General features: G+C 35.3%; 16 protein-coding genes. All 16 read left to right on the top strand.

All coding sequences use genetic code 11. From position 1 onward, the window contains the following. Window position 1 precedes the first annotated feature (1 nt). The 16 genes from ACZ446_RS07795 to ACZ446_RS07720 all read left to right on the top strand — a co-directional run bounded on the left by ACZ446_RS07795 (window position 2) and on the right by ACZ446_RS07720 (window position 17776). A complete protein-coding gene (locus tag ACZ446_RS07795) occupies window positions 2-883 on the top strand; it encodes a polyprenyl synthetase family protein (protein WP_464392019.1) in 882 nt (293 codons plus the stop codon). Window positions 884-1517: 634 nt separating this feature from the next. Next, window positions 1518-2075: a hypothetical protein gene (locus ACZ446_RS07790; protein ID WP_464392018.1), complete on the top strand. Its 558-nt coding sequence runs from the start codon at window positions 1518-1520 to the stop codon at window positions 2073-2075. After that, window positions 2075-4006, top strand: coding sequence for a 1-deoxy-D-xylulose-5-phosphate synthase (gene dxs / locus ACZ446_RS07785; RefSeq protein WP_464392017.1), 1932 nt, complete (start codon window positions 2075-2077; stop codon window positions 4004-4006). Before ACZ446_RS07790 ends, dxs begins: the two co-directional genes overlap by 1 nt. After that, complete coding sequence (locus tag ACZ446_RS07780; protein ID WP_464392016.1) at window positions 3985-4809, top strand: TlyA family RNA methyltransferase; 825 nt, start codon at window positions 3985-3987, stop codon at window positions 4807-4809. Before dxs ends, ACZ446_RS07780 begins: the two co-directional genes overlap by 22 nt. Window positions 4810-4811: 2 nt before the next feature. Continuing rightward, a complete protein-coding gene (locus tag ACZ446_RS07775; RefSeq protein ID WP_464392015.1) occupies window positions 4812-5666 on the top strand; it encodes an NAD(+)/NADH kinase in 855 nt (284 codons plus the stop codon). 17 nt (window positions 5667-5683) lie between these two features. Continuing rightward, window positions 5684-7363, top strand: a complete 1680-nt coding sequence (gene recN, locus ACZ446_RS07770) for a DNA repair protein RecN (protein ID WP_464392014.1) — start codon at window positions 5684-5686, stop codon at window positions 7361-7363. A 63-nt stretch (window positions 7364-7426) separates the two neighbouring features. Further along, window positions 7427-8218, top strand: a complete 792-nt coding sequence (gene spo0A, locus ACZ446_RS07765) for a sporulation transcription factor Spo0A (protein WP_464392013.1) — start codon at window positions 7427-7429, stop codon at window positions 8216-8218. 13 nt (window positions 8219-8231) lie between these two features. Further along, window positions 8232-8765, top strand: a complete 534-nt coding sequence (locus ACZ446_RS07760; protein ID WP_464392012.1) for an NUDIX hydrolase — start codon at window positions 8232-8234, stop codon at window positions 8763-8765. Continuing rightward, entirely contained in the window at window positions 8765-9949 is a 1185-nt protein-coding gene (locus tag ACZ446_RS07755; RefSeq protein ID WP_464392011.1) for an endonuclease Q family protein, read from the top strand. The genes ACZ446_RS07760 and ACZ446_RS07755 overlap by 1 nt, the downstream gene beginning before the upstream one ends. A gap of 16 nt (window positions 9950-9965) precedes the next feature. Next, a complete protein-coding gene (locus tag ACZ446_RS07750; protein ID WP_464392010.1) occupies window positions 9966-11069 on the top strand; it encodes an aminopeptidase in 1104 nt (367 codons plus the stop codon). A 46-nt stretch (window positions 11070-11115) separates the two neighbouring features. Continuing rightward, a complete protein-coding gene (locus ACZ446_RS07745; protein WP_464392009.1) occupies window positions 11116-11928 on the top strand; it encodes a purine-nucleoside phosphorylase in 813 nt (270 codons plus the stop codon). A 15-nt stretch (window positions 11929-11943) separates the two neighbouring features. Further along, window positions 11944-13248, top strand: coding sequence for a pyrimidine-nucleoside phosphorylase (locus ACZ446_RS07740; protein ID WP_464392008.1), 1305 nt, complete (start codon window positions 11944-11946; stop codon window positions 13246-13248). A gap of 21 nt (window positions 13249-13269) precedes the next feature. Then, complete coding sequence (locus tag ACZ446_RS07735; protein ID WP_464392007.1) at window positions 13270-14598, top strand: nicotinate phosphoribosyltransferase; 1329 nt, start codon at window positions 13270-13272, stop codon at window positions 14596-14598. Window positions 14599-14731: 133 nt separating this feature from the next. Next, the gene (locus ACZ446_RS07730) at window positions 14732-16360 is read left to right on the top strand and encodes a tRNA nucleotidyltransferase/poly(A) polymerase family protein (RefSeq protein ID WP_464392006.1); all 1629 of its coding nucleotides are present in this window, start codon (window positions 14732-14734) and stop codon (window positions 16358-16360) included. 30 nt (window positions 16361-16390) lie between these two features. Further along, complete coding sequence (locus tag ACZ446_RS07725) at window positions 16391-17032, top strand: site-2 protease family protein (RefSeq protein ID WP_464392005.1); 642 nt, start codon at window positions 16391-16393, stop codon at window positions 17030-17032. 15 nt (window positions 17033-17047) lie between these two features. Next, window positions 17048-17776, top strand: coding sequence for a segregation and condensation protein A (locus ACZ446_RS07720; protein ID WP_464392004.1), 729 nt, complete (start codon window positions 17048-17050; stop codon window positions 17774-17776). Window positions 17777-17779: the final 3 nt, after the last annotated feature.

Raw genomic sequence — 17779 nt, 5'->3', positions numbered from 1 at the left:
TTTGCAGCAGATAAAAAAGATATTAAAAGAAAAGGCTGATGAAGTAGAAAAAGATTTGGAAAATTTAATGACTTTAGAAGAGGAAACAGCTCCTCAATTAACAGAAGCAATGAAATACACTTTGCTTTCTGGTGGAAAAAGGATCAGACCTGTATTAACATTATTAACTGCAGAATTATTAGCTGGAAATTATGAGGCTGCTTTAAAGGCTGGTTCAGCTTTAGAAATGATTCACAGTTATTCTTTAATCCATGATGATCTGCCGGCAATGGATGATGATCAGCTCCGGCGTGGAAAAAAGACTAATCATCTTGTCTTTGGAGAAGCAGCAGCAATTTTAGCTGGAGATGCACTTTTAACATATGCTTTTGAAGTGCTGGCTGAGCTGGATTTAGACCCTGCAGCTAAAGTAAAGATCATTGCCAATACTGCAAAATATTCAGGGCAGCAGGGGATGGTTGGAGGTCAGGTTTTAGATTTGGAAGCGGAAAACAAGGAACTAACACTGGCTGAGATGCAGAAAGTTCACCGTGCCAAAACAGGTGCATTAATTAAAGCAGCTGTATTAAATGGTGTTTACTGTTCTGAATATAATGCTCAAGCTGAAAAGGCACTTTTAGCCTATGCGGAAAATATAGGGGTCTTATTCCAAATTGTTGATGATCTACTTGACCAAACAGGTGATACAGAAAAAATGGGAAAGGTTGTTGGTCGAGACGAGGAATTAAATAAATCAACCTACCCTAAGTTATTAGGCCTTAAAGCTGCAAAAAAAGCAGCTGAGGAACATGCTGAACGGGCTAAAGCTGAACTTGAGATCTTTGGAGATAAAGCAGCAGCATTAAAGGATTTAGTTGATTATATTTTAAAGAGACAGCATTAATTGAAGGGTCTAAATAAATATGTTATAATTAGTTAAAATGCAGATGGTGCAGTATTCTAGTCAGCATACTATCTTTGAAGGCGGGCCTAAAAATCCGTCAACGGGCACATCGATGAAGTTCTTTGTAATGGCTGCTGACGCCCAGTCGGGGGCCATTGCAGGGAGATAAGGGTTTGGGGCGATCCACAATGGCATGTGGGCGTTGACCCCTTTCCCGCGGAGGCCTGGTCGAGTTATATAATACATAGCAAGGCTAGGTTCACCTGCTTTGACCGCAAGGTTAAGCAGTGTAGCCTGCTTTGAAGTGGTACTGGAGACAGTAGCAAAACATAGATGCTTGGATCCAGCTCTATGTTGAACCTGCTGGAAACCTGTACTGCAAAAGAAGCTAGAAGATAGTTTAAATGCTGCAAAGGAAAACTTCTAGACTGTCCAGAGGGGATATAATAGGGATTAAAGTGTGTTCTTAGTGGCAATCCAGCTCTGTAGAGGGAGACCCTACAGCGGGAATTTAAAGAGAAATCACCCGGATGGTGACAGACGGGAATTCTCGGGGAAAACCTGCTGGACCTATGACACAGCATTTATCTATTATATTACCATCTGTTATTTTTATAAATAGAGGTGAATATTTTTGGTTAATTTAAAGAGCAGTATTATTATTGCTATAATGACTTTTTTTATTGCGGTAAGTGTTTCTTCAGTTTCTCAAACACAGGTGCGTTTTGTACCTTTACCGATGGCAGTAATAATACTGTTAATTATTATAATAATAGGAGTTTTATCTGATATGGTTGGAGTGGCAGCAACTGTTGCCAGGACTGAGCCTTTTAATGCGAAGGCTGCTAAAAAAATTTTTGGGGCAAAAACCTCGCTTTATCTTGCTAAAAATGGAGATAAGGTAGCAAGTTTAATGTGTGATATTGTTGGGGATATTTGTGGAACAATAAGTGGAGCAATTGGAGCGGTAATTGCAATTGATTTAATAAATTATTATAACTTCTCAAACTTTTGGACTAATCTGGTAATTATTGGACTGGCTTCGTCCCTGACTGTTGGAGGTAAAGCCTTTTTTAAGTATTATGGAATGAAAAAATCAACAGAGATTATATTTATAGTTGGAAAATTTTTAGCATTTTTTCATCTTATCTATGACAAAATTTATGCTTTTTTAAAAAAGAGGTGGAATTAATGGAAAATTATTTATCGGGTATTAATGGAATTGATGATTTAAAACGATTAAAAGCTTCACAGCTTAAAGATTTAGCTGCTGAAATTAGAGAATTTTTACTAGAAAATATATCGAAAACTGGGGGGCATCTTGCTTCCAATTTGGGGACGGTTGAATTAACAATTGCCCTTCATCATTATTTGAACTCACCTACAGATAAAATAATCTGGGATGTTGGACATCAGGCTTATACCCATAAAATTTTAACAGGCCGTAAGGACTGCTTTTCAAGTTTAAGACAGAAAGATGGAATTAGTGGTTATCCTAAATGTGCGGAATCTCCTCATGATATAATTGGAGCTGGACACAGCAGTACATCAATTTCGGCTGCAGTGGGATTATCTTTAGCTCGCGAAAATTTAAATCAGATGGGAGATATTTACGCAGTGATCGGTGATGGAGCATTGACAGGTGGTATGGCTTTTGAGGCACTTAATCATGCTGGACATATTGGGGCAGATATTAACGTTGTTTTAAATGATAATGAAATGTCTATTGCCAATAATGTTGGTGCTATTTCTAATTATCTTTCAACTTTAAGAAATGACCCAACAGTAAAAAAAGTTCAGGAGGATATAGAGTTTTTAATTAATAAGATTCCTCGCATAGGAAAAACGGTTTCTAATACAGTTGATCGAGTTAAAAATGCCGTGAAATATAGTTTTATTCAGGGAGTGCTATTTGAAGAATTTGGTTTTAAATATTTAGGTCCTATTGATGGACATAATATTATAGAGTTAATGAAGCATTTTAAACAGGCAGAAGAGATAAAAGGGCCTGTGCTTTTACATGTAGTAACTAAAAAGGGAAAGGGTTATCCACCTGCAGAAAATAATCCAGATAAATTTCATGGAGTTGGAGCTTTTAATATTAAAGATGGTAGTTCTAAGAAGTCTAAATCCAGACCAAGCTACAGCCAGATTTTTGGTGAGACCCTGAGCAGAATGGCTGCTGCAGACAAAAAAATTGCAGGAATAACTGCTGCAATGCCCGCTGGAACCGGGATGGATATTTTTGCTGAGTCATATCCTGAGCGTTATTATGATGTTGGGATTGCGGAACAGCACGCGATAACAATGAGCACAGGTCTGGCTCGTGGAGGTATGAAACCAGTAGCTGCTATTTATTCTACTTTTTTACAGAGGGGCTATGATCAGGTGATCCATGATGCTGCTCTGCAGAATATTGATCTGACAATAGCAGTAGATAGGGCCGGTATTGTTGGTAATGATGGTGAAACACATCAGGGATTATTTGATTATTCATTTTTACGTCCCATTCCTAATTTGGTGATGATGGCTGTCAAAGATGCAGAACAGCTGCAGCAGATGCTTTATACTGCAGTTAATTATGAAGGCCCTGCAGTACTTCGTTATCCAAGAGGAACAGCTGCTGGTGAATATATTCCTCGGAAAGTTGAAGAGCTGCAGCAGATAGATATTGGAACAGCTGAAGAATTAATTGAGATCAAAGAAGATATGGACCTTACAATTTTGGCTGTTGGTTCAACTGTCATTTCAGCCCAAAAAGCTGCTGAAATATTAAATAATAATGGTTACAAAACTGCTGTAGTTGATGCCCGTTTTATTAAACCACTGGATGAAAAAGTTATTTTAAAAGCGCTTAAAAACTCTAAAAATATTGTAACTGCTGAAGAACAAGTTTTGGCAGGAGGTTTTTCTTCAGCTGTTTTAGAATTAGCAGCTGATAGGGGAATTACAGTTCAAAATATTAGACGAATTGGGGTTGGAGATGAATTTGTAACCCATGGTGGAATGGAAGAAATGAAAAAAGAATATCAACTTGATGCCCGCGGAATTTTAGAAAAGGCACTTTCTTTGCTTTCTAAAGCAGAGGAGGTAAATGAATTATGGCCAGAAAAGAAAGATTAGATATTGTAGTAACTGAGCGGGGGATTTTTAAAAGCCGTTCTCGCGCTAAAAGAGCTATTATGGCTGGTTTAGTTTTTGTAAATGGTCAGCGGGAAGATAAGGCAGGGACTCAAATTGATCCTGAGGCTGAAATAGAGTTCAAAGGTGATAAAAATCCTTATGTCAGCCGTGGCGGTTATAAGCTTGAGAAGGCTTTAAAAGTCTTTAATGTTGATCCTGCAGGTAAAGAGGCGATTGATATAGGAGCTTCAACCGGTGGCTTTACTGACTGCTTGCTTCAGCAGGGAGCAAAAAAAATATACGCCATAGATGTTGGTTATGGTCAGCTGGCCTGGAAATTAAGGCAGGACGAGCGAGTTGTAATTTTAGAACGCTGTAATTTTCGTCATCTGGAAAAAGATCGCTTAGATGTTGAAGTTCCTCTGATTGTAACAGATGTATCTTTTATTTCTTTGAGGTTAATTGTACCAGGTGTCAAGAAATTTTTAGAAAAAAATGGAGAGTTTATTGCTTTAATTAAACCTCAATTTGAAGCGGGGCGAGAGCGGGTTGGTAAAAATGGTGTTGTTAAAGATCCTGCTGTTCACCAGGATGTACTAATTGGCTTAAGTGATTTTTTTCTTAAAGAAGGAATGAAACCGCTTGATCTTAATTATTCGCCAATAACAGGAGCTTCCAGCAAGAACATAGAATTTTTGATACGCCTAAAATATACAGATCAACTTGAAGATTTTGATCATAAAAAATGGAATAATAAGATTTTAGAGGTAATAGAGTCTGCACATTCAGAGTTGGGAGGATAAAGATGGATAAAGCTGCTTTAATAGTAAATATTGATAAAAAAGAGGCTTTTACTGTAGCGGAAAAAGCTATAGAATGGTTTGAAGCTCGTGATAAAGATTATTTGATAGAAAAGAGAGCGGCTTTTCAACTTGATAAAAGTGATAGAGAAGCTGATTATGAAAAAATAAAAAGAGAAGCTGATTATATTATTATAATTGGTGGTGATGGTACTTTTTTACATAGTTCTCATCATTTCATCGGCAGTGATATTCCACTTCTTGGAATCAATGTGGGGCATCTTGGATTTTTAACTGATGTTGAAACTGAAGAGTTAAGCAAGGCTTTAGAAATGATTGATCAGGATAATTATAATATTGAAAAAAGAATGATGATCCAGATAGAGCATTACCGTTCTGATCAAAAAATAGCAAGCAGCTATGCCCTAAATGATTATGTGATCAACCGAGCTCCTGAATCTCATATGTTGAAAATAGAATTATTTATCAATAATGAGCTTGTAAATAATTTCAGGGGTGATGGCCTAATTATATCGACTCCAACCGGCTCAACCGCCTATTCTTTATCTGCTGGTGGTCCAATAATTAACCCACATTTAATTAAAGCTATACTGATCACACCTATCTGCCCTCACAACTTACATCTGCGGCCTATGGTTATTTCTGACCAGGAAGAAATTAGAATTAAAATTGATAGTGATGGAATGACAGTTAAGGGATGTGCTGATGGTAGGCAGCAAAATGAAATTGTACCCGGTGATGAAATATTAATCAGTGGTGCTGATCAGGAGCTTTCAATCATTAAATTACCTGACCGTACATTTTATACTACAATCAAAGAAAAGATGAATCTTGCCTAATTACAGGAGGAGAACTTATGCTCAGTGATTTACAGGTTAAAAATTTTGCACTGATAAATAAGGTTAATATTACTTTTAAAAAGGGTTTAAACATTTTAAGTGGAGAAACTGGAGCCGGAAAATCAATTATAATTGGTGCTCTAGATTTGTTATTGGGAGCTCGAGCAAACACAGATGTGATTCGAAGCGGTAAGGATGCCGCTTATATCTCAGCCTTTTTTCAGCCAGAAGAACTGACAATTATCAATGAAATTTTAGCTGAGGCCGGGATTGAAAAAGAAGAAACCGGGATTTTAATTGCCCGTGAAATTAGAGAGAATGGGCGCAACCGAACTCTAATCAATGGTCAGCTGGCCACCCTAAAAATAGTAAAAAAAATCAGCCGTTATTTAATTGATATTCATGGTCAACACGAACATCAGCTTCTTTTAGATCAGGGTTCGCATTTAATGATCCTTGATGCTTTTATTGGTCAGGAAATTAAGCCCTTAAAAAAAGAAATTAAATCACTCTATCAAAAATTAAAGAAAGTTCAAAAAGATTTAGCAGAAATTGAAATAGATGATTCTCAAAGAGTAAGAGAATTAGATATAATTAATTTTCAAATTGATGAGATTGAGGAAGCAGCTTTAATAGAAGGTGAATATGAGGATTTAAAAGAGGAATACAAATCGCTTTCCCATGGAGAGGAGATTTATCGCGTTGTTGCTGAGCTAATGAGTGCTTTAAGCGGTGATGATTACAGTGAGAAGGGGATAATGGACCGCCTTGCTGTTTTAAAAAATAAATTTATTGAGCTAGAAGACTACAGTCAACAATTAAAAGATTTAAATAAAAAATTTGCTGATATTTATTATAGCTTAGAGGAATTTGTCTTCGATCTGGGAGATTTTGAAAGTGCTTTTGATTATGATGAAGAAAGAATAGCAGTTATTAGTAATCGACTTGATTTAATAAATACTTTACTCAGAAAATATGGAGAAGATATAGAAACTGTACTTTCATATTTAGAAGAGCTCTATCAAAAACGAGATAAATTAGAAAATATCGAAGAGAAAATTTCATCTTTAACTAAGAAAAATGAAAAATTTAAGCAAGAAATTCTAAAAAAATCTGAAGAACTCTCTCAGATTAGAAAAAAGCATGCTCAAAAATTAGAAGTTAGATTAAAAGCTGAACTTAAAGACTTAGCAATGGAAGATGTTAGATTTGAAGTTGATTTTAAGCAAAAAGAAATTGCAGCTGATGGAACTGATCAAATTGAATTTTTAATTTCTCCTAATCGAGGTGAAGATTTAAAATCACTTGCCAAAATAGCTTCTGGAGGAGAAATTTCAAGAATAATGCTTTCTTTAAAAACCATTACTGCTGCTATTGATCAGGTAGACACTTTAATTTTTGATGAGGTTGACAGCGGTGTAGGCGGCAAAACAGCAGCTAAGATGGCAGCTAAATTAAGTCAAATTGCAGCTGAAAGACAGATTATATGTATTACTCATCTGCCCCAGCTTGCAAGTGCAGCCAATCATCATTTTTTAATAAAAAAAGAAAAAGGAGAAAATAGAACTTTCACCAAAATTCATACTTTAAATAAAGAGGAAAGAGTTGCTGAAATAGCAAGAATGATTGGTGGTGCTACAATTACAGATAAAACTTTGGCCCATGCAGAAGAAATGGTGCTGTTGGCCAAAGATTAAATAGTAAGCTGGAGGACTAGAGAAATATGAAACTTAATAAATTTTAAAAATGGGGGAAATAAAATGGATAAGTCTGTTGATATTGTAATTGTTGATGATAATAAGGAATTTTGTCAGCTGCTGGCTGAATTTTTTGATTTAAATAGTAATTTGAATGTAGTAGAGATACTGCATAATGGAGAGCAGGTAATTGAATATTTAGAGAAAAACGAAAATCCTGATCTAATGATTCTAGATTTAATTATGCCTCATCTTGATGGTGTTGGTGTTTTAGAAGAATTAAATTCAAAAAATATGATTAAAGATATGAAAATAATTGCTCTGTCAGCAATGGGTCATGATAAAATAATGAAGAATGTTTTTGATTTGGGGGTTCATTATTATATTATGAAACCTTTTGATTTAGATAAATTAATTGAAAGAATAAATTTATTGATGAATTCAGATGTAGATGATAATAATCCAGACATTTTTTTACAGGAGATAGAATTAGAACTTAAAAAAGGAAACTACACACCATATATTACAAAAATCATTAGAGAATTAGGTATTCCATCTCATATTAAAGGTTATAGATATGTGCGATACGCAGTGGAATTGGTGATTAATGATATGGATATGTTAAGTGCAGTAACTAAAGAGCTCTATCCCCAGGTTGCCGAAGAGTTTGATTCGACTTCAAGCCGTGTGGAAAGGGCAATTCGGCATGCAATCAATGTAGCCTGGAAGCGTGGAAATGAAAATGCTTTGAAGGAATATTTCAGCAATAATCTACAGGAAAATACTAAACCAACCAATTCACAATTCATTGCCAGAATAGCAGATGAAATAAAGGTTGGCTTAAAAGTTTCATAAATGGAGGCAGATCATGGAAATCAAGAAAGAAAAGAAGATAAAGGGAAAAACAATATATGATGGTAATATTTTGAGGTTATTTAAAGATGAGGTTGAATTTCCCAATCAACATCAGGCTGCCAGAGAAGTAGTAGAACACAGTGGTGGTGTTTCTGTGCTTGCCGAAAACAAAGAGGGAAAGCTTCTTTTGATTAAGCAGTATCGTTATCCGGTTGATGAGATAATTTATGAAATCCCGGCCGGTAAATTAGAGGTTGGAGAAAAAATAGAAGAATGTGCCAGTCGTGAGCTGAGAGAGGAAACTGGTTATACTGCTGAAAAGTTCAGCAAACTATTTGAATTTTATCCTACCCCTGGTTACAGTACAGAAAAAATCTATATCTATCAGGCTGAAAATTTAGAGTTTGTAGGTACAGATTTAGAAGAAGGGGAGTATATTGAAGTTGTACCAAAATCAAAAAGTGAGTTGAAAGAACTATTTCAGGCTGGAAAAATCAAAGACAGCAAAACCTTAATTGCTGTCATGTATTACCTTGGTGATTTTTAATGTTAAAAGAGTTTTTTGCAGATCTACATCTTCACATTGGGGGAGGTAGTGATGGCAGCCCGGTTAAGATTACGGCTTCCAGAAAATTGAACTTTCCTAATATTCTAGAGGAAGCAGCGTTTAAAAAAGGTCTGGACATTATCGGAATTATAGATTGTGCTTCTCCTGTTGTTTTAAAAGATATTGATCAGATGTTGGCTGAGGGTGAGATGGAAGAGCTTGATCAGGGCGGAATTCTTTATCAGGATCAGCTTTTAATTTTAGCGGGAGCAGAAATCGAAAGCAGGGAAAAAAATGGAGGTCAGGTTCATTATCTTGCATTTTTCCCTAAAATTAAACAGATTAAAGAATTCAGCAGTACTATGGATAATTATATTTCAAACATAACTTTAAGCTCTCAGGCTGCTAGTTTAACAGGAAAAGAATTACTGAAGATTGTCGACTATCATGGAGGTATCATGATTCCAGCCCATATTTTTACTCCCCATAAAAGTTTTTATGGCAGGGCATTTAATACTTTTTCTGAAATTTTCAGCCCTGCAGAATGGGAGATGATCCCGGCTGTAGAACTTGGTTTAAGTGCTGATACTAAAATGGCAGATTTAATGCCTGAGTTAAGTGACAAATCCTTTTTAAGTAACTCTGATGCCCATTCCTTACCAAAGATTGCAAGAGAATATAATATAATGAAACTAGAAGCTTTAAATTATAATTCAGTAATTAAAGCCTTAAAAAGAAAAGCCGGCAGTAGGATTATAAAAAATTATGGTTTAAACCCCGAACTTGGAAAGTATCACCGCTCTCACTGTGAGGAATGTGACAGCACTTTTAGCGGTAGTCAGGCTGTAATAAAGTGTCCTAAATGTAAATCTGATAAAGTAGTAGTTGGGGTAAAAGATAGAATTTTAGAGATAGCAGAAATGAAAAACCCACACCATCCGGCTCATAGAGCAGAATATATTTATCAGGTCCCTTTACTGGATATTCCAGGTATTGGCAAGAAAACTGCAGCTAAACTATTTGAAAATTGTGGAACTGAGATGGATGTAATTCATAATTTAACTGCTGCAGAATTAAAAGAATGTATGAGCAGTAGAATATTTAATAAAATTCAAAAGGCCCGCCAGCGTAAGTTTACTTTTGAACCAGGTGGTGGCGGAACTTACGGTAAAGTAATTTTCTAAAGAAAGAGGTATAAAAATGTCAGATTTGAAATTAAAAAAATACGCTGAACTTTTAGTTAATTATTCTCTTGAAGTAAAAAAAGGTGATCAGGTTTTAATTCAGGGAGAAGATATCAGCAGTGATTTAATTAAGGAAGTTTATATAGAAGTTTTAAAAAAAGGTGGGCATCCACTGGTAATAACTAAATTTGAGGAACAGGAAGAATTATTTTATAAATATGCTTCTGAGGAACAGCTTAATTATAGTGCCCCTTTTACAAAGTATTTGATGGAAAATGTTGATGCATCCTTAAGAATTTTAGGACATAATAACACCAAAAATTTAGCGGGTGTTGATCCAGAAAAAATAAAAAAACGTTCAATTGCTCAGAAAGAAATTAGTGAAATACTAATGAATAGAGCAGCTGAAGGTACTTTAAATTGGAATATCTGTCAGTTTCCGACTCAGGCAGATGCTCAGGAGGCAGGTATGTCGCTCGGTGATTACAGGGACTTTGTCTACCAGGCCTGTCACTTAAATAAAGAAGATCCTGCTGCATACTGGGAAGAGTTTGGTCAGGAGTTGGAAAGGATTGCTGGAATTTTAAATACAAAAGATGAGCTTCATTTTATTTCTGAAGATACAGATTTAAAAGTAAGGGTAGGCGGCAGAACCTGGATTGCTGATAAGGGTAAAGAAAATTACCCCGGGGGTGAAGTATTTACTGGACCAATTGAAGATAGTGTTGAAGGAAAAATCAGATTTTCTTTCCCGGGTATATACAGCGGGAAAGAGATTGAAGATATTAGCTTGGAATTTGAAAAGGGTAAGGTAGTTAGTGCTTCAGCTGCTAAAGGAGAAGAACTTCTGCATTCACTACTGGAGACTGATGAAGGCTCTTGCTATGTGGGAGAAGTTGCAGTTGGCTGTAATAACGGAATTACAGAATTTACCCGTAATATGCTATTTGATGAGAAAATTGGTGGCACAATCCACCTCGCTTTAGGCCGCAGTTATCCAGAAACAGGTGGCAAAAATATTTCTACTATTCACTGGGATATGCTCTGTGATATGAAAAATGGTGGAGAGATTTATGCTGATGGAGAATTGATCTATCGTGATGGTAAATTTATAATTTAGTTTTTGAACTTAAATTTATAAAAATACTTTAATGGAGGTTTTAATTATGATTGAAGATATTAAAAATAATGCTGAAATTATTGCTGATGCGCTTGATTACAGACCGGAAATTGGACTTATTTTAGGTTCAGGACTGGGAGTAATGGCTGAAGAAATTGAAAACCCTGTTTATATAGATTATGGTGAGCTCACTAACTTCCCTATTTCTACTGTAGAAGGTCATGCTGGACGCTTTGTTATTGGCGAACTGGAAGGTAAAAAAGTTATAGCAATGCAGGGGAGAACTCATTATTATGAAGGATACTCAATGCAGGAACTTGTTATGCCAGTTAGAATAATGAAAGAAGTTGGAATTGAAAAATTAATTCTAACTAATGCAGCTGGTGGAGTAAACGAAGAGTTTTCTGCTGGTGAATTTATGATTATTTCTGATCACATTAATCTGATGGGTGATAACCCGCTGATTGGAGAGAATTTTGCTGAATTTGGTCCTCGTTTTCCAGATATGTCAGAAGCATATAATAAAGAACTAATTGAGGTTGCAGAAAATGTTGCCCGCGAAAATGGGATCTTAACCCGCAAAGGTATTTATGCAGCTGAATCAGGGCCAAGTTATGAAACACCAGCTGAAATTAAGTTTTTAAGAACAATTGGGGCTGACGCTGTTGGAATGTCAACAGTACCTGAAGTAATTGCCGCCAATCATATGGGTTTAGGAATTGTTGGAGTTTCTTGTATTACTAATATGGCTGCAGGTGTACTACCACAACCTCTGAACCATAAAGAAGTTGTAGAAATTGCAGAAAAAGTTAGACCAGACTTTATCAAGCTGATGAGAGGTATTATTAAAAATATCTAATTGGAGGTTTTATATATGAGAGCTTATGATATAATATATAAAAAAAGAGAAGGTCAAAAATTAACTAAAGAGGAATTAGAATTTTTAATCAAAGGTTATGTTGAAGGAGATATTCCTGACTATCAGATGTCTGCCTGGGCCATGGCAGTATATTTTCAGGGGATGGATGCTGAAGAAACAGCAAACTTAACAATGCTGATGGCCGAATCGGGTGATATGATAGATTTAAGTCCAATAAAGGGAGTTAAAGTTGATAAACACAGTACCGGTGGTGTTGGTGATACAACCACTTTAGTTCTGGCACCTTTAGTAGCTTCAGCTGGAATTCCAGTTGCAAAAATGTCGGGCAGGGGACTCGGGCATACCGGTGGTACAATTGATAAATTAGAATCAATACCGAATTTTAATACATCTTTGAGCAGAGATAAATTTTTTGAAAATGTAAACCAGCACGGAGTTTCAGTCATGGGTCAGACAGGGAATTTGACTCCAGCTGACAAAAAGCTTTATGCTTTAAGAGATGTAACAGCAACTGTAGAATCTATTCCGTTAATTGCCAGCAGTATTATGAGTAAGAAATTAGCTGGAGGTGCTGATGCGATAGTACTTGATGTTAAAACAGGTAATGGTGCTTTTATGAAAGATTTCGAATCTGCAAAAAAACTAGCAGAAGCAATGGTTGCAATTGGTAAAAATCTTGGCCGAAATACAGCAGCTTATATTACCGATATGAATCAGCCTTTAGGTTATGCAGTTGGTAATGCTCTAGAAGTTAAAGAGGCTATTCAAACTCTTAAGGGTCAGGGACCTGAAGATTTAACAGAACTCTGTGTCGAATTAGGGGCAGCTATGCTTCAGCTGGCAGGTAAAGTTGAAGATCTGGAAGCGGGCAAAGAAATTTTAAGAGAAAATTTAAAGAACGGTAAGGCACTCTCTAAATTTGCTGAGATGATTAAAGCTCAGGGAGGAAACGCAGAAGTTGTTGAAGACCTTTCCTTACTGCCAACAGCTGCCAACACTGTCGAAGTTAAGGCAGAAAAAGCAGGCTGCATTTCTGAGATTAAGGCTTTAGATGTTGGGCTGGCAGCAATGATTTTAGGTGCTGGTAGAGAAAATAAAGATTCTGAAATTGATTTAGCAGTTGGATTAGAGTTAAGGAAAAAGAAGGCAGATCAGGTTAAACCTGGTGATACTCTAGCTGTACTGCATTACAACGATAATAAAAATTTAGACGAGGCCAAAGCAAAATTGTTATCTGCTTTTACTATAACAGAAGCAAAAATAGAAAAAGATAAATTGCTTTATGAAATAATTAAATAAGAAAATTTTTGAGGTGAGTTTATGACAATTTTTAATGGGGAGCGTCTGGAAACAGAATTATTTCAGCTGGACAGAGAGAGAATGGCAGAAGGCTGGTATTCTGATGTTTATTTCCGCAATATCGCCCGCATTTTAACTAAATTATCAAAAGAGGATTATGAGTTCAAAGGGCAGGATATTGGCAATATTGAAGTGGAAATGCAGATTTTTCCCAGACGCCAACCATTTTGTATATTAGGTGGAATTGATGAAGCTCTTTCGATTTTAAAAACAGCAGCAGGTTATAAAGATGAAGCTGAAAATTTTGTTAATACTTCATCTGATTTAGAAATTGAAGCCTGTCACGATGGAGAAAAAGCTTACTATAAAGGAAATCCACATAATGTGGATCCTGTAATTAAAATTAGGGGCCGTTATCGTGACTTTTCAATTTTAGAAACTCCTATATTAGGTTCATTAACTGAGGCATCTAGAATTGCAACAAATGTTTATGAGGTTATGGTTGCCGCAAGGGGTAAGGATATTCTCTTTTTCCCGGCCAGATTTACTCATTATAAATCTCAGGCAATGCACGGCTATGCCTATTCTCTGGGAGTGAATGCCTATAATAATGAATATGGAACAAATACTCAGCGTTATATTTCTACTGACGAACAGGGAGCCTGGTGGGGTGGAAAAGGTGGAGGTACTATCAGCCACTCTTATGTAGCTTCATTTTTAGGAGATACTGCAGAATCAATGCTGCAGTTTTGTCGCTTAATGCCGCTTGATGTAAATAGAATTGCTCTGGTAGACTTTAAAAATGACTGTGTCAGAACCAGTTTAAAAGTTCTAAAAACAATGTTTGATAAATATCTTGAGCTCTTAAAAGCTGGTCAGACTGAAGAAGCTCAACGGTATAAGTTATTTGGTGTTAGACCTGACAATTCTTCTGATTTAAGAGATAAAAGTGTAGAACCACTAGGAAAAAAAGAGTTGGACAATGGCGTTAATGCCCGCTTGATTTTTAATTTGAGAAATGCGCTGGACAAAGCATATAAAGATTGGGATTTGCGGCCGGAAGATTTAGAAGTTGCTGAAAATTACTGTCGTGATGTTAGGATCATTGCAACAGGAGGTTTTAATCCAGAAAAAATTGATCGATTTGAATCATCACAGGTGCCTGTGGATATCTATGGAGTAGGAAGCTGGCTTTTATCAAATTGTTCCTGTGAGGGCACTAAAAATGATTTTACAGCAGATGTTGTAAAGGTTAAAATAGATGGAGAATGGACTGATTTAGCTAAAGTTGGACGTTCAGCTGCAGATAACCCTAAATTAGAGAAAATAGATTTAGCTAAAATTAATTAATAAGATTTATTTGAAAATATTATTTTTGCTAACTAGGGCTTTTTTATTACAAAAATCAGTTTTAAAATGTATTATCAAGACTATAATTTAGGCTGTCTCGATTGAGGCAGTCTTTTAAAGTGGTGAGCAGCAGATGAGAAATAATAATTTATTAAAAAAAATTTTAAATTCAGTGGCAGAAGAGTACTATACTTATAATGGCCAGATAATTAAAGTGAATAATCTAAAAGAAGTTGCATTTAAAAAAGCAGTTGCACATATTGATAAGACTGATTATAAATATTATAAAGAAGACCAGTACTTAATCGACCAGGATAATATTTATTTTAATAAAGAAAGCGTTAATCTATTAAAATATAAAATTCAGTTTTTGGGTAAAATTAAATCAGGTGAGCATGATGTTCCCTATCACAAAGGTCAAAGATATAAGAGTTTGAGTGTTGATTTGGATAAGGGGCTTGATTTGCTAAAAAAATATAGACAAAATAATCATGAACAGGCTTCCTTTTTGCATTACAAATCAAATTTGTTGGATGAACTGCCTCAGGAAAGAAGAGAACTACTGCTGTTTTTAGCAGGAGAGGCTGCAGAATTAGGATATAATCTATATCTAGTTGGAGGTCAAATTCGCGATCTATTGATTGGCTTACCTTTAAATAAAGATTTAGATATTTTATTAGATGGGGATTTAAAAGATTTTTTCAAACATCTAGCTGAAAAATATGATTATGAATATGACTACAATAATGTATTTTCAACCGGATTTTTGCACAATGAATATGGATATTCAATTGATATAGCAAGCTGCAGAGAGGAAAAATATCATTTTCCTGGCTCATTACCACTTGTTGAAAAAGCGGATCTTTTCTCTGATTTATTTAGAAGAGATTTTACAGTAAATACACTGGTTATTGATTTACATCCTGATCGAAAAGGAATACTCTATGATTTTTTTGGAGGTCTTTATGATTTAGATAACCGGATTCTTAAAGTGCTGCACAATTATAGTTTTAGGGATGATCCGTTAAGAATTTTAAGAGGGATTCGTTTTCAGACTTTAAAGGATTTTAGGCTGAGTGCAGAAACTGTTGAATTAAGTCGACGCTCATTAAAAAATTATGATTATCATAAACTTGCTGTAGAAAGAGTTTTTACTGAGCTGGCATATTTGTTTAAGGCTCATAAAGACATTTCTCAATTTTCATCAATTTTATTAAATCAGATTCCAGTTTTAAAATTAATCAAAGATAATTATAAATTTGATGCTGATCGGGATGCTGATTTTTTAAGAGGAGAGAAGCTGCTTGCTTTAAGTAGGGAGAATGGAATTGATGTCAATCATTTTCTTGTCAGATTAATAATTTTGTTTTATAATAGTAAAGAAAGCTTGATTGAATCATGGCCGCTCTCAATTCCAGAAAAGAAAACATTTATCAGAAAAAATTGGGAGTCAATTTCCACTTCAGTTTTTGATACTAAGGATCCAGCTTTAAGATACAGAGAACTGGAGTCATATCAGCCGGAAGAGTTATTGTTATTTATAATAAATAATTTCAAACAGGATTATGTTGAAGAAATTCTTAAACATCTTAGTTTAAGAAAAGAAATAAAAATACCTGTTTCAGGGCATGATTTATTGGAGCTTGGCTTAGAGCAGGGGCCAAAAATAAAGGAATATTTGTTAGAAGTAAGAGATCAGATTTTAAGAGATAATATTTCAGATCGCGAGCAGGCACTGGAATATTTAAGAGATATTATTTAATTTATTTGTCTTTTTATAAGAGGTGGAATAATGAATACAATTTATGAATTATTATTATTGATCCCAGTTTTATTATTTTCTTTATCACTACACGAATTTATGCATGGCTATGCTTCCTATAAATTAGGAGATCCAACCCCTAAATCTCAGGGGAGATTAACTCTAAATCCCCTGGCTCATCTAGATCCAATGGGGAGTTTAGTTTTGATTTTAACCAGACGCTTTGGTTGGGCAAAACCTGTGCCGATCAATCCAAATTATTATAAAAACCCAAGACAGGGAATGATGCTGGTTAGTTTGGCTGGCCCTGGTGCTAACTTTTTTCTGGCAGCAGTATTTGCTGTAATAGCAAGATTGGTTGTCTTTTTTAGTTCAGCAACTCTCTATCAGCTGCAGATGGCTGGTTATGGTAATTTAGTTCAGACAATTTTTGTTTTTTTCCAGCTGGCAGTTATCATAAATTTAAGTTTAGGCTTTTTCAATCTTTTACCTGTGCCTCCACTTGATGGTTCTAAAATTCTAATGGGGATTTTGCCGCCTAAATTTGATAAATATATCAGAAAGTTGGAAGGTCCTTATGGGATGATTTTATTATTACTGCTTGCATATACAGGTGTTTTGTGGAGTATTATTGGACCACTGGTTAATACAGTTTACGGCCTATTATTATAGGAGAGAGGTTGAGTTATGGATTATAAACTTGTGCTTGATGATTTCGAAGGTCCGCTGGAACTTTTATATCAGCTTGTCAAAAAAAATGAAATTGATATTTCAGAACTCTCACTTGCCAGAATTACTGATCAATATCTTGATTATTTGGATCAAATGCGGGAATTTGATATTGATCTGGCCAGTGAATTTTTAATTATAGCTGCTGAGTTAATTGAGATAAAAATAAAAGCACTGCTGCCGGCTCAAATTGAGGCAGAAGAGGAAGAAAGCGAACACGAGTTAATTATACGTTTAAGAGAATATGAATTATTTAAAAATATTGCTCAGCTTTTAAAGGAGTGGGAAGCTGAAGCAGGCAGCCGTTATCGAGCTCAGGTAGATTTAGAAGAATTGATGCCCGAAATGCTTCAGGTAGACTTAGAAATTTCTGCTGCTGAACTGCATGAGCTTGTTGTTAAAGCAATTACAGCTGAAAAAGAAGAAGAAACAGAGATTCTTAAAAATCCTAAACTCGAATATTTAAAAGAAGAGAAGTTTAATATTGGGAATAAAATTAGAGATATCTTAAAAAATATCAGGCAGGTTAACCAGGAAATATCATTTTTTCATCTAATAAATGAACAAAATAATCAATTAGAAATTGTAGTAAGTCTTTTAGCATTATTAGAATTAATGAAACGCAAAAGAATTAAGGTAGTCCAGGAAAGTAATTTTTCAGATATTAGAATCAGTATGGAAAGGTGATAG

Source organism: Halanaerobium sehlinense, from assembly GCF_055379485.1.
The sequence above is the reverse complement of the archived record's forward strand: the minus strand, read 5'-3'. Positions and strand labels throughout refer to the sequence as shown.